At 37.4% G+C, this 21,195-nt stretch carries 19 protein-coding genes; 18 read left to right on the top strand and 1 reads right to left on the bottom strand.

The window, feature by feature from the left end; genetic code table 11:
- Positions 1-276 precede the first annotated feature (276 nt).
- On the top strand, positions 277-666 hold the full coding sequence (locus MOK21_RS05275) for an FxsA family protein (protein ID WP_249072912.1): 390 nt from the start codon (positions 277-279) through the stop codon (positions 664-666).
- Here the strand turns inward: MOK21_RS05275 and MOK21_RS05270 are convergent.
- Positions 650-1,615 (bottom strand): AI-2E family transporter, encoded by a 966-nt coding sequence (locus MOK21_RS05270; RefSeq protein ID WP_249072911.1) that lies wholly within the window; start codon positions 1,613-1,615, stop codon positions 650-652. The two genes, MOK21_RS05275 and MOK21_RS05270, sit on opposite strands and share 17 nt — an antisense overlap.
- Positions 1,616-1,857: 242 nt before the next feature.
- On the opposite strand from MOK21_RS05270, the gene citZ reads away from it, so the two are divergent.
- From citZ to coaE, 17 genes are all read left to right on the top strand, one after another.
- On the top strand, positions 1,858-2,973 hold the full coding sequence (citZ, locus tag MOK21_RS05265; RefSeq protein ID WP_249072910.1) for a citrate synthase: 1,116 nt from the start codon (positions 1,858-1,860) through the stop codon (positions 2,971-2,973).
- An 80-nt stretch (positions 2,974-3,053) separates the two neighbouring features.
- Entirely contained in the window at positions 3,054-4,316 is a 1,263-nt protein-coding gene (gene icd / locus MOK21_RS05260; RefSeq protein ID WP_132357191.1) for an NADP-dependent isocitrate dehydrogenase, read from the top strand.
- 296 nt (positions 4,317-4,612) lie between these two features.
- Entirely contained in the window at positions 4,613-5,551 is a 939-nt protein-coding gene (mdh, locus tag MOK21_RS05255) for a malate dehydrogenase (RefSeq protein WP_249072909.1), read from the top strand.
- Between the two features lie 404 nt (positions 5,552-5,955).
- Positions 5,956-6,546 (top strand): SMI1/KNR4 family protein, encoded by a 591-nt coding sequence (locus MOK21_RS05250; RefSeq protein ID WP_249072908.1) that lies wholly within the window; start codon positions 5,956-5,958, stop codon positions 6,544-6,546.
- A 349-nt stretch (positions 6,547-6,895) separates the two neighbouring features.
- Positions 6,896-7,396 (top strand): sigma-70 family RNA polymerase sigma factor, encoded by a 501-nt coding sequence (locus MOK21_RS05245; protein WP_249072907.1) that lies wholly within the window; start codon positions 6,896-6,898, stop codon positions 7,394-7,396.
- Entirely contained in the window at positions 7,393-8,652 is a 1,260-nt protein-coding gene (locus tag MOK21_RS05240; RefSeq protein WP_249072906.1) for a DUF4179 domain-containing protein, read from the top strand. The genes MOK21_RS05245 and MOK21_RS05240 overlap by 4 nt, the downstream gene beginning before the upstream one ends.
- Positions 8,653-8,916: 264 nt before the next feature.
- The gene (locus MOK21_RS05235; protein ID WP_249072905.1) at positions 8,917-9,357 is read left to right on the top strand and encodes a MaoC/PaaZ C-terminal domain-containing protein; all 441 of its coding nucleotides are present in this window, start codon (positions 8,917-8,919) and stop codon (positions 9,355-9,357) included.
- Between the two features lie 52 nt (positions 9,358-9,409).
- Positions 9,410-10,126, top strand: coding sequence for a response regulator transcription factor (locus tag MOK21_RS05230; RefSeq protein ID WP_249072904.1), 717 nt, complete (start codon positions 9,410-9,412; stop codon positions 10,124-10,126).
- Positions 10,123-11,658 carry a two-component system histidine kinase PnpS gene (gene pnpS, locus MOK21_RS05225; RefSeq protein WP_249072903.1) on the top strand — a complete coding sequence of 512 codons (1,536 nt, stop codon included), beginning with the start codon at positions 10,123-10,125 and terminating at the stop codon, positions 11,656-11,658. Before MOK21_RS05230 ends, pnpS begins: the two co-directional genes overlap by 4 nt.
- 733 nt (positions 11,659-12,391) lie before the next feature.
- Complete coding sequence (locus tag MOK21_RS05220) at positions 12,392-12,760, top strand: CidA/LrgA family holin-like protein (RefSeq protein ID WP_079561583.1); 369 nt, start codon at positions 12,392-12,394, stop codon at positions 12,758-12,760.
- Positions 12,757-13,470, top strand: coding sequence for an LrgB family protein (locus tag MOK21_RS05215; RefSeq protein WP_249072902.1), 714 nt, complete (start codon positions 12,757-12,759; stop codon positions 13,468-13,470). Before MOK21_RS05220 ends, MOK21_RS05215 begins: the two co-directional genes overlap by 4 nt.
- A gap of 181 nt (positions 13,471-13,651) precedes the next feature.
- Positions 13,652-14,656: an FtsH protease activity modulator HflK gene (hflK, locus tag MOK21_RS05210; protein WP_249072901.1), complete on the top strand. Its 1,005-nt coding sequence runs from the start codon at positions 13,652-13,654 to the stop codon at positions 14,654-14,656.
- Complete coding sequence (gene hflC / locus MOK21_RS05205; RefSeq protein WP_249072900.1) at positions 14,656-15,666, top strand: protease modulator HflC; 1,011 nt, start codon at positions 14,656-14,658, stop codon at positions 15,664-15,666. The genes hflK and hflC overlap by 1 nt, the downstream gene beginning before the upstream one ends.
- A gap of 445 nt (positions 15,667-16,111) precedes the next feature.
- A complete protein-coding gene (locus MOK21_RS05200) occupies positions 16,112-16,543 on the top strand; it encodes a DNA polymerase I (protein ID WP_249072899.1) in 432 nt (143 codons plus the stop codon).
- Between the two features lie 204 nt (positions 16,544-16,747).
- On the top strand, positions 16,748-19,375 hold the full coding sequence (polA, locus tag MOK21_RS05195) for a DNA polymerase I (RefSeq protein WP_249072898.1): 2,628 nt from the start codon (positions 16,748-16,750) through the stop codon (positions 19,373-19,375).
- A 12-nt stretch (positions 19,376-19,387) separates the two neighbouring features.
- Entirely contained in the window at positions 19,388-20,260 is an 873-nt protein-coding gene (mutM, locus tag MOK21_RS05190; protein ID WP_249072897.1) for a DNA-formamidopyrimidine glycosylase, read from the top strand.
- Between the two features lie 12 nt (positions 20,261-20,272).
- On the top strand, positions 20,273-20,866 hold the full coding sequence (gene coaE, locus MOK21_RS05185; protein ID WP_249072896.1) for a dephospho-CoA kinase: 594 nt from the start codon (positions 20,273-20,275) through the stop codon (positions 20,864-20,866).
- Positions 20,867-21,195 lie beyond the last annotated feature (329 nt).

The following is a 21,195-nucleotide window of genomic DNA, read 5'->3' as shown; positions in this document are numbered from 1 at the left end:
TTTTATCTGTGCGAAAGCGAAGCGACAGCAACAAATGTTTTATCTGTGCGAAAGCGAAGCGACAGCAACAACAAAGCGCCCAGCCGGAACGGAAATCAACCCCACGTTATGGTGACGAGCTGATTTTGCCTAGTTTAAACAATGTTTATACAATTTAATATAAAAATAATAGCGTCGTCATCTCTTAAATACGAGTCATTATTTTTTTAATGAAACTTAATGGGCTATAATAACGTATAAAAGGTATAGCGTTTTATAGCTAGAAAGGAGAAAAATATGAGAAAAGTTTTTCTTGGTTTCATTGTCTATGCATTAGCCGAATTGGCGTTATTAATAGTAATTGGTCAAAATATTGGTGTTCTAAATACATTATTGCTTTTAGTCGCTACGAGTATAATTGGTATTTATGTTGTGAAAAATAAAGGTATGAATTCTATACAAAAGGTAAAAAATACGATAGCACGCGGAGAAGCACCAGGTCCGGCATTAGTTGATACAGTTTTAAATTTCAGTGGTGGTGTACTTCTAGCATTACCAGGTTTTATAACAGATCTTGTTGGCTTATTACTACTCATGCCTTTTTCTCGCAAAATGTTCCAGCCTATCTTCTATTATTGGATGCGGAAAAAAATGAAAAAAGGTCAATTTATTATCGTTCAAAAATAGCATTATCCTTTAGTTTAACTGCCAAAAATAAAAATATAGGGCTCAGTAAAATGCCGTAAAAACCAAATAATAAAATAGAGGCAGCACTGATGAAAAAAGTGTGGAATGTACGTAATTGTAATGTATTTGACCAAAGCATGGATTCAGCTAGCTGCCTTGTTAATTGAACGAAGAGATACAAAAGTAAAAGAGCAACACATAAAAAGGTATTGCCTTTTAAATAAAAATAAATGCTCATAGGTACAAGAAATACGCCAATCCCAAAGAACGGAAGTACATCTGCAAATGCAACTATAAATGCTTTAATGATGGCTTGTTCAAAATGGAGAATCATAAATCCTGCACAAAGAATAAGCAGTGTAATCGTGAATAGCTGAAACTCCACGTACAAAAAGTAATGAAATAGCTGCATAATTTTAGAAAAATGCTTTTGCCACTCATTGCGGAACTTTTTTGGCACATATTGAAAAAACCAATATCGGGATTTTCGAGTTTCCAACAGGGCGAAATAGTAAGCGACAAGGAATATAAATACTTCAATTACATGCTTCATCATTAGTTGGAATATATTCGCTGTGTATAAAAAGATGGAATCAAAAATAGAAAGTGATTTTTCCTTTAACACTTGGATGAACATTGATTCATATTCATTGAAAAGTGGAAAATTTTGTAGCGTATCTCTGATTTCAGGGAAGACAAGAATAATACTGTTTATAGATATGACAACAAGAAGTAAAATACAAGCTAGTATTAGTGCTTCCACAATAATTGCTGCAAGCCAATAGGCAATCCTACAATAAGAGTGAAGGAATTTTATGATAGGATAAGTAGAAAAAGACAAAAAAATCGCAAGTGATACAGGTAATACGAACCACAGTATTACCAAGTAGAATACAAAAAGTAAAATACTGATAGTTCTTTCGTATGAAAAATACTTGATATTCCTCATTTTTACAAATTCACCCCGTTTCAAATGATAATTCAATGTCAAAATGTGCGAAAGAATCTCTTTGAAGCGTATTTCTAATCGCTAGTGCGCCTTTTTCTTTATTCGGAGGATTTTCATTCACAAAGCTGTCAAAAATGATTATAATAGCAATGTAAGCGATTTACTTAATGGTTCATATGAGCAAAAAACGTAAATGTGACGCATTTACAACTAAAAAATATATTATGAGGGAGCGATAATTTATGTCAGCAACTAAAGGTTTAGAAGGTATCGTAGCAGCGGAATCTAAAATCAGTTCAATTATCGATGACACACTTACATATGTTGGTTACAACATTGATGATTTAGCAGAGAACGCGTCATTTGAAGAGGTAATTTATTTATTATGGCATACTCGTTTACCAAAAGCGGACGAGCTAGCTGAATTAAAACAACAATTAGCAGACAACATGACTATTCCGCAAGCAATTGTAGACCAATTCAAAACATACCCACTTTCAACTGTACATCCAATGGCTGCACTACGTACTGCAGTATCTTTACTTGGTGTATTCGATGAAGAGGCGGATGTTATGGATACAGAAGCTAACTACCGTAAAGCAATCCGTTTACAAGCGAAAATTGCTACAGTAGTTACTGCATTTGCGCGTGTTCGTAAAGGTTTAGAGCCAGTTGCGCCAAAACCAGAATTAGGATATGCAGCAAACTTCTTATACATGCTTAAAGGTGAAGAACCAGCAGCAATCGAAGTTGAAGCATTCGACAAAGCGTTAGTATTACATGCTGACCACGAATTAAATGCATCTACATTCACAGCACGTGTATGTGTAGCTACATTATCAGATGTTTATTCTGGTGTAACTGCAGCTATCGGTGCATTAAAAGGACCACTTCATGGTGGTGCAAATGAGCAAGTTATGAAAATGTTAACTGAAATCGGCTCACTTGAAAACGTTGAATCTTATATTCAAAATAAATTAGACAACAAAGAAAAAATCATGGGCTTCGGTCACCGCGTATACCGCAAAGGCGACCCACGTGCACCACACTTACGTGTAATGTCACAAAAATTAACTGAGTTAACTGGTAAACCAGAGCTTTATGAAATGTCAGTTAAAATCCATGACATGATCGTAGAACAAAAGAAATTACCTGCAAACGTAGACTTCTTCTCTGCGTCAGTGTATGATTCTTTAGGTATTGATCATGACCTATTCACACCAATTTTCGCAGTATCTCGTACTTCTGGTTGGGTAGCTCATATTCTAGAGCAATATGCTAACAACCGCCTAATCCGTCCACGTGCAGAGTATGTTGGACCAGGCATGCAAAAATATGTTCCAATCAGCGAGCGCTAATTCGGAAAATATGCTAGAATATTTGGGACTGTGTTACTAATGACACAGTCCTATGATTATGAATTTAGGAGGCAACATCAATGTCAAACAAAATTGTAGTTGAAAATGGCGTACTTAATGTACCAAACAATCCAGTAATTCCATTCATCGAAGGTGACGGAATTGGTCCAGATATTTGGGCTGCAGCATCACGCGTAATCGACGCAGCAGTTGAAAAAGCTTACAACGGTGAAAAGAAAATCGAATGGTTAGAAGTTTTAGCTGGTGAAAAAGCATTCAACCAAACTGGTGAATGGTTACCACAAGAAACTTTAGACAAAATTAACGAATACCTAATCGCAATCAAAGGTCCTCTTACTACTCCAATCGGTGGTGGTATCCGCTCTCTAAACGTAGCATTACGTCAACAACTTGACCTATATGTATGCTTACGTCCAGTACGTCACTTTGATGGAGTACCTTCTCCAGTTAAACGTCCAGAAGACGTTGATATGGTTATCTTCCGCGAAAACACAGAAGACATCTATGCTGGTATTGAATTCGAATCTGGCTCTGAACAAGCACAAAAAATCATCAACTTCCTACAAACTGAATTTGGTGTAAACAAAATCCGCTTCCCAGAAACTTCTGGTATCGGTGTAAAACCTGTATCTAAAGAAGGTACTGAGCGTTTAGTACGTTCTGCTATCGAATATGCTATTAATCATAAACGTCCATCTGTTACTTTAGTACACAAAGGTAACATCATGAAATTCACTGAAGGTGGATTCAAAAAATGGGGTTATGAATTAGCTGAAAAAGAATTTGCTGATCAAACATTCACTTGGAACCAATATGATGCTATTAAAGCTGAACAAGGTGAAGAAGCAGCGAATAAAGCACAAGCTGACGCTTTAGCAGCTGGTAAAATCTTAGTTAAAGATTCTATCGCTGATATCTTCTTACAACAAATCTTAACTCGTCCAAATGAGTTCGACGTAGTTGCTACAATGAACTTAAACGGTGACTATATCTCTGATGCATTAGCTGCTCAAGTTGGTGGTATCGGTATCGCTCCAGGCGCAAACATTAACTATGTAACTGGACACGCGATCTTCGAAGCTACTCACGGTACAGCTCCAAAATATGCTGGTCAAGATAAAGTAAACCCATCTTCAGTATTACTTTCAGGTGTATTAATGCTTGAACACTTAGGATGGCAAGAAGCAGCTGACATGGTTACTAAATCTGTAGAGAAAACAATTTCTTCTAAAGTTGTAACTTATGACTTCGCTCGTTTAATGGACGGCGCTACAGAAGTAAAATGTTCAGAATTCGCTAATGAATTAATCAAAAACCTATAATTTTCTATTCTAAATAGAAATTATAGCTAAAGCGGAAGTATATTCTGCCGATATAATTAGGGAAATGTAAATTTCTATTGACCTTAGCTTAATAAAATATTTACGATGAACTTGTTTAATCGAGGGAGGAGAATTTATTCTCCTCCCTTTTTTAAATTCTTTCAGTGTTTGAACAACCACTGAAAGAATTTAAGCCTCTGGCGGATGTCACTAATCGGCTTTGTGCTGATTCATGACGTAATTATGTCGAGGCATAATTGATTATCAATAACCTAATTTTAAAGGAGTGTATTCGAATGTCTCTGAAACGAAAAAAAATCTCAGTAATCGGTAGCGGTTTTACTGGCGCTACTGCAGCATTTTTAGCAGCTCAAAAAGAACTTGGTGATGTAGTGTTAGTGGATATTCCTCAAGCTGAAAACCCAACAAAAGGTAAAGCTCTAGATATGTGGGAAGCTGCACCAGTGCAAGGCTATGATTCTTATGTTAAAGGTACTTCTAATTATGCAGATACTGCAGATTCTGATGTAGTAATTATCACTGCTGGTGTTGCGCGTAAACCAGGTATGAGCCGTGACGATCTTGTTCAAATTAACCAAAATGTGATGAAAGCTGTTTCTAAAGAAATTGCTAAGTACTCACCAAATGCAACAATACTCGTTCTTACTAACCCAGTTGATGCAATGACTTACACAGTATTCAAAGAAACTGGTTTCCCTAAAAACCGCGTAATTGGTCAATCAGGTGTACTTGATACAGCTCGTTTCTGTGCATTTGTAGCTGAAGAACTTAATATCTCAGTAAAAGATATCACAGGTTTTGTATTAGGTGGTCATGGTGATACAATGGTGCCACTTACTCGCTACTCGTTCGCAGGTGGTATTCCATTAGAATCATTAATCCCAGCAGATCGTCTTGAAGAGATTGTTGACCGTACACGTAAAGGTGGCGCTGAAATCGTTAACCTCCTTGGTAATGGTTCAGCCTATTATGCTCCTTCAGCGGCACTTGTTGAAATGGCAGAAGCTATCATTAAAGACCAAAAACGTATACTTCCATCTATTGCATACTTAGAAGGCGAATATGGCTACAATGATTTATATCTAGGCGTTCCGACGTTACTAGGTGCAAATGGTGTAGAAAAAATCTTTGAACTTGCGTTAACAGACAATGAAAAAGCAGCTTTAGATAAATCGGCAGAGGCTGTCCGCAACGTTATGAAAGTTTTAGCTTAATAAAAGTTTATGAAATCGAGTAGGATTCATTCCTACTCGATTTTTTTAGTATGAAGATATCGAAAAACAGGTAGAACAGTGCGCCAAAAAAAGATGTTCTTAGTTAAGTGGTGCCAGAAAATGGAGATGGGTAGTATCTAGGGTTTTATTAATAAGGCTCATTGCTAAGAGTTACGAAGCTAATTCTTCTTCAATTAATGGAGCAGAATAGCTTTATATAGAATTTTCAATTCCTTCAAATAGTAGAGTAAAAATGTGCGGACATATTTTAGAAGTATGCTAAAATTATCCTGTCAATGATTACATTGATTGAACAAAGAGATGCAATAAGGCTTTCGAGAAAAGACGTATATAGCAACCTAACTAATAAATTTTTATATTTTATTCTTTTGGAGGATGAAATAATGGATTTGGTAAATCAATTTTTAAACGGATTGAGAGCCGCATTATCAACAGATGAGCTCGAGGAACTAAATACAGCTTGTGGTGCTGCAAAAAGGGATATTGATAAGCTAAAGTCAGAATATCCAAATTGTCCAGAATCACTAATCTGTCTACTTGAAAATATCGATGGTACATATTGGCGAAAATATGGAGAAAGCAAAATTGCGGTTTGTATTTTAGGGTCAGATGTTGAGGAAGGTAAATATCCTTATTATTTGCTATCTATACAGCAGATGCTCGAGAGTTCAAAAGAAGAAGAAGACATCTCCTATCTTTTAGAATACGACGATGACGAAGAGGCTGTTGACTCTAAAATAAATCCGGAGGGACTTCTCCCAGGGATGTATATCCATTTTTCAGATTGTATGAACAATGGTGGATCATCGAGACTCTATATTGATTTTAACCCTTCTAATGAAGGGGTATGTGGTCAAATAATTCGCTTTTTGCATGACCCTGATCAATATCAAGTAATTGCAGACAGCTTTGATGAGTATTTACAGGTTCTTATTGACGGTGGTTTTATGTTTCTAGAAAACGAAGAACATTAGCTTCTTGCACTCTATATGCTGAAATAAAATCACGCTTTTATAAAAAAGATGCGATGCTTTTGCCTAAGATTATCGCTCTAAAACTTATATAAATAACCCGAGTAATAGATTATTGATAAACACTTAAACAAACGATGTACTTAGTTGAATAGCTAAAAAGAGGTAACCATTTCATATGAGGTGGTTTCTTTTAATTTAGATGGCGCTAAAACTGAAGAGTTGCGGAACGGGTTCTTGTTTAACTGCAGTTTAGTTAAAAAGGCAATTGCATAGAATTCCCTGAATAATTTTAATATTTTTGAACGAAATGAAGCATCGCTCCGTCTAATGGAGGAAGGAGGCGAAAAGGATGGAATGTGAAATCGTGCAGCGTGCTATTCGTGGGGATCATCAAGCGATACTTTCACTTATTGAAATGGATGAAGATATTTTATATCGCATGGCTTTTACATATCTGAAAAATGAGCAAGACGCTTTAGACGTGATGCAAGATCTGGTTTATAAAGCACTGAAAAAAATGCATACCGTTAAACAGCACGAATATGCCAGAACATGGCTCGTGCGCGTCTTGATCAATTGTTGTAAAGACCATTTACGAAAACGGCAACCAACCGTTTCACTTAAAGAACATCATCAAGTCGAATGGGTCATCTACTCTGACATGGAGCGGTTATTGGACCACTTATCCTTATCGGAGCAGCAACTCGTTTATATGAAATATTTTCAGCAATTAAAAAACAAAGAAATTGCCGAGCTAAATCAAATTCCTGAGGGTACTGTAAAGTCTAAGCTTCATTACATACTAAAGAAGCTTAGAAACTTCGCTGGAGAAAGGGAGGACTGGCTATGAGTAAACTACCGATTGACGTTCCAAAGGAGAAACTTCAACAAGTACGGATGGATATGTTTCGTAAAGTTCAACGAGAAAAAAGAGCAAAGAAGCGCATTGTTCCGGTTGCAATAGCCTTTTTGTTTTGCTTAGGTCTTTTATTTTCAATTCGTGTTTCTCCTACGATTGCTAGTCATGTTGCAAAAATTCCTGGCTTTCAAGCAATTGTATCTGCGGTTGTACGAGATAAAGGGATAAAAGATATTGTGGACAATGACTACTATGAAGAAATCAATGTGACGCAGTCTAAAAATGGCCTATCACTTACATTGCAAGGCGTGATTGCGGATAATTCGGGATTAGTACTTTACTATGACGCAGATGCCTCATTTGATAAGTCGGAATTTTATTTGGAAGGAGTTCAATTGTTCCAAGGGGACGAAGAAATTGAAGGGGGCTCATTTACAAATCATCAATTAAATCAAACACGCATCTCTTCTTCAGTAGATTATAGTTTTTCAGAGCCTTTCGCTTATACATCAAAGGATTTTAAAGCGGTTTTTCATTTTTATGAAAAAGATAAGGGGAACATTGAAATTTCGATACCGTTTTCACTAAAACATGAAATCGCTAAGGAGAAAACTTTTACTGCGAATCGTACTGTAAATGTCGATGGTCAAAAATTTACGATTACAAAAATTCGCCGTTCTCCATTAAGAATGGCTATCGATTTTGAATTAGATGAAGCGAATACGATGCAAATTTTATCGCTTGAAAATATTGCGGTCGAGATGGAAAATGGGGAGCGCAGAGAAGAAGTCGTTAAAAATGGCATGTTTATAGGCAAAAATATTCGTGAAGGTAAATTCACACTAAATTTACAAAGTAACTATTTCCATGATTTAGATGCACTCAAAATATTAATTGGAGCTGTTCATGCCGTTCCAAAGGGCGAGGATTTTATCGAAGTTGATTTTGGCACAAAAGAAGTACTCATGAAGCCCGATTATTTGGATTGGGATATTTCTGTAACGCAGCAAGGTGTATCAGTTGCTGCAAAGAAATGGGATGATAGAAGTCGACATTCGTTTCTAAATAGTGCTGTAAAAGCAGATGGCACGCCGTTAGAATTTACAGGTGGCTCGTACTCAGATGATGACCAGTACCTATATGCGACGGAGAACTTTGAAAATTATGATGGCAAAGCAAAAATATATCTAAACTATTACTTCAATCCTATTGGGAAAAATATTGAACTGAATATTCCGTTGCAATAAAGAAAAGATGTTCAAAAAGGTTTTCCTTTTTGAACATCTTTTCGATTTTTCCATACTTATGGTAATATCGCTGTATTGATTCTGAAGCGAAGCGGATGTTTTCTGTGCGAAATCGAAGGGACAGCACAAAGCTCCCAGTCGAAACGGAAATCAGCCACATGTTATGGTATGAACTTTGAAAAATGGGTATTCGGCTTTTCGTTGTACTTTTGGAATAAAATTGATACTATGAAGGTATATGATAGAAAAGGGGTTGGCGTATTTTTGCTTCAAAAAAACAGTAAGCTTGGTCTCACTATTGATGAAATTACAGTTGGCGAGAAGATTCATATTACCGAAAAGATTGAAGATAAGGATTTATTGCTTTATTTAGGACTTACGAATGATAGTAATCCGCTTTATATTCAACATGAATATGCTGCGATGACACCTTTTCAAAAGCCAATCGTACCAACGATCATGCTGAATGGCATTATTACTTCAGCTGTGTCAAAGTATATTCCTGGACCAGGTGCACGAATTATTGAGCAACATATAAAGTATTTAGAACCGCTCTATCATTATGAATTATTCGATACTCTTTTAGAAGTAACAGAAGTAAATAAATTACAAAATACAATTACTGTATCGGTACACTCTTATAATGAGCAAAAACGGCTTGTGATTGAGGGTACTTTACTGGTAACACCACCACTTGTTTTATAGACGTCTTGAGATTTGAAATGGGGGTTTCAAATCACTAACGGAGGCTTTACACATGACAAAAACGATTTTAGTTGTAGAAGATGAATTTTCTATCGCGACATTATTAAAATATAATTTAGAGCAGGCTGGATATGTTGTAGAAACAGCAGCAGATGGTCAAGAGGGTCTTGATAAGGCTATTGACTTACAGCCAGATTTAGTTTTATTGGATTTGATGCTTCCAAGACTTGATGGTATGGAGGTTTGTAAACAAATTCGTCAGCAACGTATGAATACACCTATTATTATGCTAACGGCAAAGGATGACGAGTTCGATAAAGTACTTGGACTAGAGCTAGGAGCAGATGATTATATGACGAAGCCCTTTAGTCCGCGTGAAGTGTTGGCACGGGTAAAGGCTGTTTTAAGACGTTTTACACAAAATGTAGTAGCGGAAGAAAAGAATGGGCCACAAGAGAAAATGTATGAATTTGGACAATTACGTGTTTTTCCAGAGCGTTTTGAAGTATTTTTACAGGGGGAGGCACTGGAATTTACACCAAAGGAATTTGAGTTACTCATTTATTTACTTGAAAATAAAAATCGTGTTTTAACACGTGATCAGCTCTTAAGTGCTGTATGGAAGTATGACTTTGCTGGTGATACTCGAATTGTGGATGTGCACATTAGCCACCTTCGTGATAAAATCGAAGAAAATAGCCGTAAGCCGTTGTTCATCAAGACAATTCGTGGACTTGGCTATAAATTCGAGGAGCCGAAGACGACATGAAATCAATGAGCAACCGCTTATTCTTGACATTCATGCTATTGCTTGGATCGATATTAGCTGTCCTAATGATTGTTATAGGTCAGCTTTTTCCTGTTTATATAGAACAGTACAATGAGCAGGCAAGTTTACAAATGCAAGAATCAGTCAACCAAGTATTAGATGAACGAAAAATTGAACTATCAAATGAAGATAAAGAGGCACTGTATACGGCTCAAAACCTAGAGGCAACAGATTTTCTAATATCAAATGTTAGTGGGCGACTTTATGTAGTGCTAGCGATCCTTTTTATAATAGTGTTTATTTTAATGGCAGTTGTAAGTCGCTATATGATTCGGAATTTCACGGCGCCTATTGATAACGTGACGGATACAGCACTTGAGCTGGCGAAGGGGAATTACCGTGCCCGTGCACACGAAAACGAGCATGAACGCATGATGCCACTAAGCCATTCCATCAATATTTTAGCACGTAACTTACAGGACATTACGACGATTCGAGAGGTAGAAGAGGAAAGGCTTAAAACGTTAATTGAAAATATGGGAAGCTCCCTCATGATGATTGGACGTGAGGGGAATATATCGATCGTGAACCGTGTATTTTTAGAGCGTTTCGGTATGCAAATTGACGATGTACAAGGGAAAGTTTTTCGTACAATTGGCTTGCCTAAATCACTAGAGCAATTTATCGACCATGTGTTTTTAACAGAAATGCCTTATCGACAACAAATTAAAATGGAAGTCCAACAGGAGCTTTATAATAAGGAAGTGTATGGAGCGCCTGTTATTGGTGATCATGGTCGATGGCTGGGTGTCGTTATTGTTATGCATGATATTACGGAGCTTGTTCGTTTAGAGCAGATTCGTAAGGACTTTGTAGCAAATGTATCCCATGAATTGCGTACACCTATTACATCTATTAAAGGCTTTTCGGAAACTTTACTAGATGGAGCGTATAAGGATGAAAAAATGCTCCTCTCTTTTTTAGAGATCATTTATAAGGAAAGTAACCGTCTACAGATGCTTATTCAGGATTTACTGGAATTATCGAAAATTGAACAGCATGGTTTTACCGTTAATATTATGCCGATGGGATTGCAAGATGTACTTATACGTGGAGCAGAGCTGACAGGACCCCGTTTGGATGAGAAAAATATGAGCTTTCATGTTGATATTGAACGTGATGTTCAGGTTATGGGGGATGCGAATCGTATCATTCAAATTGTCACTAATTTAATTACCAATGCCATTACGTACTCTCCAGAAAATACAATCGTTACGATTCGATTAAAGGAAAATGAAACATACGGCATTCTCGAAATCGAAGATCAAGGTATAGGAATTGAAAAGCATGAAATTGCCCGTGTCTTTGAACGATTTTACCGTGTGGATCGTGCGCGAAGCCGGAACTCGGGTGGAACAGGTTTAGGTCTTGCTATTGTGAAGCACTTAGTAGAGGCACATCATGGTCGCATTCAGGTAGAAAGTGAAGTTGGCGTCGGGACAAAAATGATTGTTATGATTCCGAAAAATTAACAAATTCTTTACAATAGCATCATTTTAGATTCACAATGGGGTCTTATACTTTTTAGTAGAAACCCCCCTATAAAATTGTGAAGGCTTGTAAAAATAAGATTTTTTAATTGTGTTGATTAGTAATCGTAAATAATAAGAATCTATTGCCAAATTTTTTTGGTGATAGATTCTTTTTCTGTTTTACACGTAACGCAAATAGGTGTAAAGTATAGTAGCATAATATTCAACGAATTAGAAATGTATTGATTGTTAGTTCATAGTGTTGAGACCTGATCTGTTAACTTCATTCTATTACCGTAAAGATGACGCACCAGAAGATACATGCTAAGAGAAGTGGTTGATTGGAGTGGAGGGCGACTCCTTGGGGATCAGCGTCACAGATGAGACCCTGGAGCGAGCAACGCGAGTGAAGCGAGAGGGGAACGAAGGCTAAAAGCATCACGTCCTGTGATAACGCCTTCGTGACCAACATCGTGCTGCTGCCGCTGCGTTAACACTACGCTTTCGCGCAAAAAACATCTGTTGCCCCGACGCCCCCAGGAAAGCGCCCAGTTGGAACGGAAATCAACCCCTCGTTTTGCCGGCGAGCAACACTTTAATACGCATCTAAATTGCACTAACACCTCAACATTATGAACTAACAATCAGTGATACTTGTTAGTTGAACCAATATCAGGCTTATACGGTCAGCGCTACCGTTAAAGTGGGATAAAAAATTGAAAGAAGGATGACCATGAAAATCGTCAAAAGTATCGTGCAAATCGGCTATCTTTATGTCATTTTATTTGTTGGGAATAGTATTGCACGTCTACTTCACTTGCCGATTCCAGGGAGCATAATTGGACTAGTCTTATTGTTTTTACTTTTGCAGTTTCATATTATTAAGCTTGAATGGATTGAGCTAGGTGCAGGTTTATTACTTAGTGAATTATTACTATTTTTCATTCCATCTGCTATCGGAGTAATCGATTATACTGCATTATTCGGTGTGCAAGGTGTGAAAGCTGTGCTTGTTATTGTATTGAGTGCCATAGTTGTCATGTTTGCAACAGGTTTCACAGCACAATTGCTTGGGCAACGAAAGAAAGGTGATACTGCATGAGCTTGTTAATAGCTATAGTCAGTTTACTAGGTACTATTGCCGTTTTTTATACTAGTAAAATGTTTTATAAAAAGTATCAGAAGGAATGGTTAACGCCTATACTGATCACACCATTAGTGGCAATTATCATCTTGCTACTAACGGGTACATCCTATAAATCTTATACTGCAGGGGCCGGTATTTTATCAAATTTACTAGGACCAGCAACTGTTGCATTTGCGGTACCAATTTATAAAAATTTTAACCTATTAAAGAAACATGCTTTTGAAATTATTCTAAGTATTGCAGTTGGTTCAGCTGTTGCCATTGCATCATCATTTATCTTTGCTGTACTAGTTGGATTAAATAATGAGCTTGTGCATAGCATAGTTCCACGCTCAGTGACTACACCAATAGCGATGGACATTTCCAATATGATTGGAGGCTCTCCTACTCTTACTGCCGTTTTTGTTATGGTAACTGGTATTTTAGGGAGTGTAATAGCACCGTTAGTAATTAAAGTATGTCGTTTCCATCGACCATCCTCTAGAGGTCTACTGTTAGGCATGGGTGCACATGGTACGGGTACCTCTAAAGCATTTGAATTTGGTGAGCTTGAAGGTACGTTTGCAAGTCTTGCTATGATTGTAGCTGCATTAATTAGCATTGTTTTATCAACAACATTTTTCCCAGCATTTGAACATCTAGTTGTCAATATCCTGTTGCCTTAAATGGTAGCAGGATTTTTTTATGTTCTATTTATTTGCACAGTATCATTTTAGATGGGAGGCAAGCGCAGGAACCTCCTTATGTCAAACTGCCTAAAATAAAAAAGGGTTTATTAAAATATTTTGAAACTTTTTAAGAGGTGCCCCGTATACATTAGTACTAAGCTTTAAGGGAGGATTAGACATGAGTGTGAAAAGGTCACTAATGATGGTGGGACTTGGCATTTTCGGCATTGTTGCACTTATTTCGGTATTTACATCATGGTACACGGTAGATGAATCAGAACAAGCCGTTGTTATTACGTTCGGTCGTGCCGATAATACAGTAACAGAACCAGGTTTACATTTTAAATTACCTTGGCCTGTACAATCGGTTGAGGTTTTATCGAAGGAAACATTTAGTTTACAGTTTGGCTATAAGCAAAATAAAGATGGGGAATTGGAAGCTTATGATGCTGAAACGAAAATGATTACAGGGGATGAGCATATTGTTTTAACAGACCTTGTAGTTCAATGGAAAATTACAGAACCGAAAAAGTATTTATTCAGCTCACAAGATCCAGAAAAAATATTACATAGCGCTACGTCGAGTGCGATTCGATCAATTATTGGGAGTTCAAAAATCGACGCTGCGTTAACAGAGGGAAAAGCGGACATAGAAGCAAAGTCACGTGATTTACTCGTTTCTCTTATTGAAAAATACGATATTGGTATAAGTGTTTTAGGAGTAAAATTACAGGATGTTGAATTACCAAATCCCGATGTGCGAGCGGCCTTTACAGCAGTTACTGACGCACGTGAAATGAAAAATACAAAAATTAATCAAGCTAAAAAATATAACAATCAGCGAATTAATGAAGCTGAAGGTGAAAAAGACGCCATTATCTCGAAGGCTCAAGGTGAAAAAACAGCGCGTATAGAACAAGCTCAAGGGGATGTAGCTGTCTTTAATAAAATGTTTGAGCAATATAAGGGCAATCAACAAATTACTCGCGAACGTTTAATTTTGGAAACACTTGAAAATGTATTACCTAAAGCACAAATTTATATTATGAATGATGATGGTAGTACAATGAAATACTTGCCTCTTCAAGCATTGCAACCTACTAAACAGGAGACACCTGCTGCACAGGAAGAACCTGTTAAACAGGAAACACCAAAAGAGAAAAAAGAAGGGAGCGGTAACTAATGGATCAAAAAAATAAGGATCTTGAAAAATTCCTCAATTTTTTATCGGGTAAATCCAAAAATACTGCTTCAAAAGAAGGGGATGCAGGGGATAATGTAGTCAAAATGTCGAAAAAAAGCCCGATGAATCCCAAAAAATACATTTCTCTTGTTGCTACATTAACAGCCATTTTTGCTATCGCTATTATATTGTTTGCTAATGTGTATATCGTTAAAGAGTCCGAATATGCAGTTGTTAGACAGTTTGGAGAAGTAGTGAAATTTCAAAGTGAGCCAGGCTTGAAAATTAAAGTTCCATTTATTCAAAGTGTCACGAAGCTACCAAAAAACCAAATGACGTATGAAGTTTCTGAGGAAGAAATTAATACAAAGGATAAAAAACGAATTATTATTGATAATTATGCAGTTTGGCATATAACAGATCCAAAGCAATTAATTTCAAATGCCGGAACAATAGAAAAAGTTGAATCACGTATGGAAGAATTTATTTATTCAGTTATTCGTTCAGAGCTTGGTCGAATTGAATATAAGGAGATTATAAATGATGAAAATTCTTCACGTGGGAGTATCAATGATCAGGTAACTGCACGTGTTAATGAGTTGCTTTCAAATGATAAGTATGGAATCGAAGTAATAGATGTTCGTATTCGTCGTATCGACTTGCCATCTGTAAATGAGCAATCCGTGTTTACAAATATGATTTCAGATCGTGAATCCATGTCGCAAAAATACCTATCAGAAGGTGATGCGGAGAAACGCCGTATTGAAGCTCAAACAGATAAACAAGTTCAAGAAATGCTAGCTACAGCTAAAAAGGATGCAGCATTGATTCAAGCGGAAGGTGAAGCAGAAGCAGCGAAGATTTACAATAAATCGTTCTCTCAAGACCCTGAATTCTATTCATTGTACCGTACATTAGAGTCATATAAGAAAACTGTTGGTGAAGATACGGTCATTATTTTACCATCCACTTCACCATATGCGAAAATATTATCTGGCTATATTAAGTAATACTATTATTCTTGCAGGGATAATTATATGAAGTCGTCTCAAATTTTTTGAGACGGCTTTTTTAGACTATACATGAAACTAGCAATGCATTTTGTATGATATTTTTATAAACTGGTTAATGGCAATATTAATATAAGTTGATTGTAGTGGAGACTGGGCGACTCCTTGGGGATCAGCGTCACAGATGAGACCCTGCAGCGAAGCGAAGCGGCTCATCGGACGCCCCCCAGGAAAGCGCCCAGTCGGAACGGAAATCAACCTCACGTTATGCTGATAGAACTTTATGGTCTGGATTGGGAATTTCGGATTATACATTTCGTGAAAATATTTCAATTATCGATGGTATGTTATGAAAATGATAGAAATTTATAATTTTGTGTTCCGTTTATGATATTTATCTGATAGAATGATATTGTTCGAGAAATAAAAAATGGGGGTAATAGTTGTGAAGTTGCAAATTAGCAAGGGGCTCCAAAATTTAGGGATAGCCTGTAGTATTGCATCGTTATTTACACTTTTCTTCCGTCTATCAGATTTTGCATGGATCACAAAAAGTGTTTATCATATACCAGTATTTTTTGTCATTTTGTTTTTATTAGGTTTAGTCATTGCTGAGGATGTAAGAAAAATATTTAAAAAAATATTTTTGTACGAAAAACGCAAAGTGAAACGTCCTATATGGCAAGTTGGGATTGGCTTCATTATCTTCTTAGCGCAGATTGGCACTGTAATGGTGTTTAATACAGAGCTTACACATCCACAGCTTGGTGGTATGCCGTTATTTTTGGTATTTGCCTTTATGAATGCCTTTATTTTGACAGTCATATATGAAGAAATTTTCTATCGTAAAGAAAAAACAAGTAAAGCTAGTAAATAACATCAGAAAGTCAATTACAATGAGTGATTGGCTTTTTTTGTTGTAGTCAATCCTAAGTTAGATTATGGATTAGAAAATTTGGCGATTTTCAACGTTATGATTGGTAAAATACATGTTTTCTCGATAAAGTAAAAGGAAGAGGCATTTTCAAACATACGTTTTCGTTTTACAATTAAGAAGACGATAACGCAGGAGGATAAAATCATGACAAAGGAAAAATTGCTATTATTGGATGGCAATAGTTTAGCATATCGCGCGTTTTTTGCGTTGCCATTATTGACGAATGATAGTGGAATTCATACGAATGCAGTGTATGGCTTTACAACAATGCTACAAAGAATTTTAGAGGAAGAGCAACCAACGAAAATTTTGGTTGCCTTTGATGCAGGTAAGACAACCTTCCGTCATGAGACATTTACGGAATATAAAGGTGGTCGACAAAAGACTCCGCCGGAATTATCTGAGCAATTTCCTTATATACGTAAGCTTATTGATGCTTATGGTATTAAGCGATATGAGCTTGAATTATACGAAGCGGACGATATTATAGGGACACTTGCGAAGGAAGCTTCATCACAGGATATGGACGTCATCGTCGTATCGGGAGATCGTGACTTAACGCAGCTCGCGACTGAGCAAGTAACGGTATATATTACTAAAAAAGGTATTACTGAAATTGAAAAAAATACACCAGCCTTTATTGCAGAAAAATACGGCTTAACCCCTCAGCAAATTATTGATATGAAAGGTTTAATGGGGGATTCTTCAGATAATATCCCGGGCGTACCGGGTGTCGGTGAAAAAACAGCCGTTAAATTGCTAAAAGAGCATGGTTCAGTGGAGTCGCTTTATGCGGCAATGGAAACGGTAAAAGCTTCTAAAATGAAAGAAAAATTAGTTGCCAATGAAGAACAGGCACTAATGAGTAAAAAGCTAGCGACCATTTTTACAGATGCACCGATTGATATAACGCTTTCGGATCTTGCCTATAGTGGTCCCAATGAAGAGGAATTAATTAACGTGTGGCGTGAGCTCGGCTTTAAATCATTACTAGAAAAAAGTGATTTTACTGTCCAAGAAGAGGAACAAGCACCTTTTGACTATGAAATTGTGGAAGAAGTAAAGCAAGAGCATTTAAAAGATGTCATGGCAGTGCACTTGGAGTTAGAAGACGAGCATTATCATACATGCCAGCAACTAGGCATTGCACTAACAGATGGGGCGAAAACTATGTACGTGCCGTTTGACATTGCGGCTAAATCAGATGACCTTCGCTTGTGGTTAGAAGATGCTACTAAAATAAAGTATATGTCTGATTCAAAAGCGGCTCAGGCTGCATTAAAACGTGCGGGGATTCGTTTAGCTGGAGTGGATTTTGACTTATTACTGGCTTCTTATATTAATAATCCTGCACTAAGTGGAGATGATGTGGCAACACTTGCGAAAGAACTGGGCTATCGTAATGTGCAGGCGAATGAGACTGTTTATGGTAAAGGGGCGAAACGAGCGATACCAGCGATAGATGCACTTGCTGAGCATGCCAGCCGAAAAGCCTTTGCTGTGTGGTCTTTACAGCCAAAGCTTGAGACATTGTTAAAGGAAAATGAACAGTTCGAACTCTATAAAAACTTAGAGCTTCCGCTCGCTGCTATTTTAGGGGAAATGGAAAGTGAGGGTATCACGGTCAATCGTGCCACATTGGAGAAAATGGGGCAGGAACTAAATGATAAATTAGTTGTGATTGAACAGGAGATTTATACGGAGGCAGGAGAAGCCTTTAATATTAATTCACCAAAGCAATTAGGGGTTATCCTCTTTGATAAACTTGGTCTTCCTGTTATTAAAAAGACTAAAACAGGCTATTCCACTGCAGCAGATGTATTGGAAAAATTAAAGCCAGAGCATGCAATTATTGAGCATATACTTTTATATCGTCAGCTTGGAAAATTACAATCGACTTATATCGAAGGCCTACTAAAGGAAATCCATGAAGAGGATGGAAAGGTGCATACTCGATTCCAACAAGCATTAACTGCTACTGGGCGTTTAAGCTCAACTGATCCGAATTTGCAAAACATCCCGATTCGTTTAGAAGAAGGGCGAAAAATTCGTCAAGCATTTGTGCCATCGAACGAAGATTGGATATTATTCTCTGCCGATTATTCACAAATCGAATTGCGTGTCTTGGCCCATATGTCAAAAGATAAAAATTTAGTCGAAGCTTTCCGTGAAGGCATGGATGTTCATACACGTACTGCGATGGATGTATTCCATGTCTCAGAAGATGAAGTCGATAGTAATATGCGTCGTGCTGCAAAAGCAGTAAACTTTGGTATTGTCTATGGTATTAGTGACTATGGTTTATCGCAAAACTTAGATATTACCCGTAAGGAAGCTGCTACATTTATCGAGAAATATTTTGCGAGTTTCCCGGGTGTAAAACAATATATGGATGATATCGTTCAGGATGCGAAGTTTAATGGGTATGTGACAACGATTTTAAATAGACGTCGATATTTACCTGACATTACAAGCTCGAATTTCAATCTACGAAGTTTTGCAGAGCGTACTGCGATGAATACACCAATTCAGGGAAGTGCAGCTGATATTATTAAAAAAGCAATGATTGATATGGATGCTCGTTTGAAAAAAGAAAATATGCAGGCAAAAATCCTATTACAAGTGCATGATGAATTAATTTTTGAAGCACCTAAAGAGGAGATTGCATTGCTTGAAAAAATAGTTCCAGAAGTTATGGAGAACGCAATCGAGCTTTCAGTACCATTAAAAGTTGATTTTAACTACGGTACGACTTGGTACGAAGCAAAATAAGGAGGGTTTGAAATGCCTGAATTACCAGAGGTTGAAGGTGTCGTCCGGGCATTAAAACCTAAAGTTGAAGGGCGTACAATTCAACAGGTTCAACTATCTGAAATTATTCGTTTTTCCTTTGGGGAGGGCAAACAATGTATCGTGAAGCAAGCTGAGCCGGATGTATTTGAAATATCCTTGTCTCAAATGACGATTACTAAAATTGAACGACGTGCAAAATACATCTTTTTTCATTTGCTGAAAGAAGATGTCCCTTATGTGCTTGTTAGTCATTTAGGAATGACAGGTGCTTGGTTTGTGGTGGATTCGCCTGAGGAAATTTTTGAGGAGAAGTTTAAAAAGCATATTCATGCAACATTTCAAATGGTAGATGGTGGCTATTTAATTTATTCAGATATACGCCGCTTTGGTGAACTACGTTTTTTAACAAAAATTGAGGATCATGCACCATTAACAAAAATGGCACCAGAGCCATTCGATGAAATAGCATGTGATTATTTTATTGCGAAATCAAAGTTACCGAAATATGAGAAAAAGGCAGTGAAGGATGTAATTATGGATGGGCAGGTCATTTCGGGCTGTGGCAATATTTATGCGACAGAAGCATTATTTGCCCAAAAAATTCATCCTGCCCGTACAATGAACCGCATCAGTGAAAAACGTAAACGTGCATTATTTGAGGCAATTGTCGCTATTTTACGCCAAAGCATTGAAGCAGGAGGTTCAACAATTTCAGATTATCGTAATATCAATGGCGAGGCTGGAAGTATGCAGAATCGACTGCAAATGTATGGGAAGAAGATGTGTCTAGCGTGCGGTACTGCAACGAGCCAAATGACGATAGGTGGGCGCACATCAGTCTTTTGCCCAAATTGTCAACATTAAAGGGGATTAACTATGATTATCGGATTAACAGGAAGTATTGCAAGCGGAAAAAGTACAGTAGTAAAAATGATGACAGCACTTGGTTTACCGATTGTCGATGCAGATGTTGTTGCACGTGATGTTGTAGAACCAGGAACGGAGACTTTAAAGTTAATAGTTGAAAATTTTGGACAAGATATATTGCTAGAAGACGGTAGTTTGAATCGTGCCAAGCTTGGCGATATTATTTTTCACGAGCCTGGAAAGCGTAAAATGCTAAATGATATTATGCACCCTGCTATTCGTCAGGAAATGCTACGCCAGCGTGATGCTTATTTAGAAGCTGGAGAAAAGCATGTTGTGATGGATATTCCGCTATTATTTGAAAGTAAGCTGCAGCATTTTGTCGAGCGTATTATCGTAGTATCAGTAAGTGAAGAGGTGCAGCTCCGTCGATTAATGGAGCGTAACAACTTATCGAAGGAGGATGCACTAGCTCGAATGCGTTCTCAGTTACCTCTGTCAGTCAAAGAAAAAGGTGCACATGCGGTTATTTATAATAATGAAAATCTAGAACAAACAGAGCACCAACTTAAAAAAATCCTGACTTATTGGGATGTTATATAATAAAAAATCTGTAAAATCACTCGATGCGTAGCAATGACATATTGCTACGCATTTTATTTTGTTGAAAAACTATAAATTAAGGTGTCATATTAAATAAAGTATGGCTCTTTCGGTAAAACGAATGGTTGATTTCCGTTCCGGCTGGGTGCTTTGTAGCTGACGCTGCGCTTTCGCTACAGAAAACATTTGCCGCTGCCGCTTCGCTTTCGCGCAGATAAAACATTTGTAGCTGACGCTGCGCTTTCGCGCAGAGCAGAGCTTCCTGGGTGCGTCCGATGAGCCGCTTCACTCGCGTAGCTCGCTCCAGGGTCTCGGGGCAACAGGTGTCT

This window comes from Lysinibacillus sp. BPa_S21, from assembly GCF_023337795.1.
In the GTDB taxonomy this organism is placed as follows: domain Bacteria; phylum Bacillota; class Bacilli; order Bacillales_A; family Planococcaceae; genus Lysinibacillus.
Note: the sequence above shows the minus strand (reverse complement) of the source record. Positions and strands in the feature narration are given on the sequence as shown.

Excerpts from the sequence above, each read along its gene's own strand:
- MOK21_RS05275 (WP_249072912.1), top strand. The coding sequence starts at position 277 with ATGAGAAAAGTTTTTCTTGGTTTCATTGTCTATGCATTAGCCGAATTG.
- MOK21_RS05270 (WP_249072911.1), bottom strand. The coding sequence starts at position 1,615 with ATGAGGAATATCAAGTATTTTTCATACGAAAGAACTATCAGTATTTTA.
- citZ (WP_249072910.1), top strand. The coding sequence starts at position 1,858 with ATGTCAGCAACTAAAGGTTTAGAAGGTATCGTAGCAGCGGAATCTAAA.
- icd (WP_132357191.1), top strand. The coding sequence starts at position 3,054 with ATGTCAAACAAAATTGTAGTTGAAAATGGCGTACTTAATGTACCAAAC.
- mdh (WP_249072909.1), top strand. The coding sequence starts at position 4,613 with ATGTCTCTGAAACGAAAAAAAATCTCAGTAATCGGTAGCGGTTTTACT.
- MOK21_RS05250 (WP_249072908.1), top strand. The coding sequence starts at position 5,956 with ATGGATTTGGTAAATCAATTTTTAAACGGATTGAGAGCCGCATTATCA.
- MOK21_RS05245 (WP_249072907.1), top strand. The coding sequence starts at position 6,896 with ATGGAATGTGAAATCGTGCAGCGTGCTATTCGTGGGGATCATCAAGCG.
- MOK21_RS05240 (WP_249072906.1), top strand. The coding sequence starts at position 7,393 with ATGAGTAAACTACCGATTGACGTTCCAAAGGAGAAACTTCAACAAGTA.
- MOK21_RS05230 (WP_249072904.1), top strand. The coding sequence starts at position 9,410 with ATGACAAAAACGATTTTAGTTGTAGAAGATGAATTTTCTATCGCGACA.
- pnpS (WP_249072903.1), top strand. The coding sequence starts at position 10,123 with ATGAAATCAATGAGCAACCGCTTATTCTTGACATTCATGCTATTGCTT.
- MOK21_RS05220 (WP_079561583.1), top strand. The coding sequence starts at position 12,392 with ATGAAAATCGTCAAAAGTATCGTGCAAATCGGCTATCTTTATGTCATT.
- MOK21_RS05215 (WP_249072902.1), top strand. The coding sequence starts at position 12,757 with ATGAGCTTGTTAATAGCTATAGTCAGTTTACTAGGTACTATTGCCGTT.
- hflK (WP_249072901.1), top strand. The coding sequence starts at position 13,652 with ATGAGTGTGAAAAGGTCACTAATGATGGTGGGACTTGGCATTTTCGGC.
- hflC (WP_249072900.1), top strand. The coding sequence starts at position 14,656 with ATGGATCAAAAAAATAAGGATCTTGAAAAATTCCTCAATTTTTTATCG.
- polA (WP_249072898.1), top strand. The coding sequence starts at position 16,748 with ATGACAAAGGAAAAATTGCTATTATTGGATGGCAATAGTTTAGCATAT.
- mutM (WP_249072897.1), top strand. The coding sequence starts at position 19,388 with ATGCCTGAATTACCAGAGGTTGAAGGTGTCGTCCGGGCATTAAAACCT.
- coaE (WP_249072896.1), top strand. The coding sequence starts at position 20,273 with ATGATTATCGGATTAACAGGAAGTATTGCAAGCGGAAAAAGTACAGTA.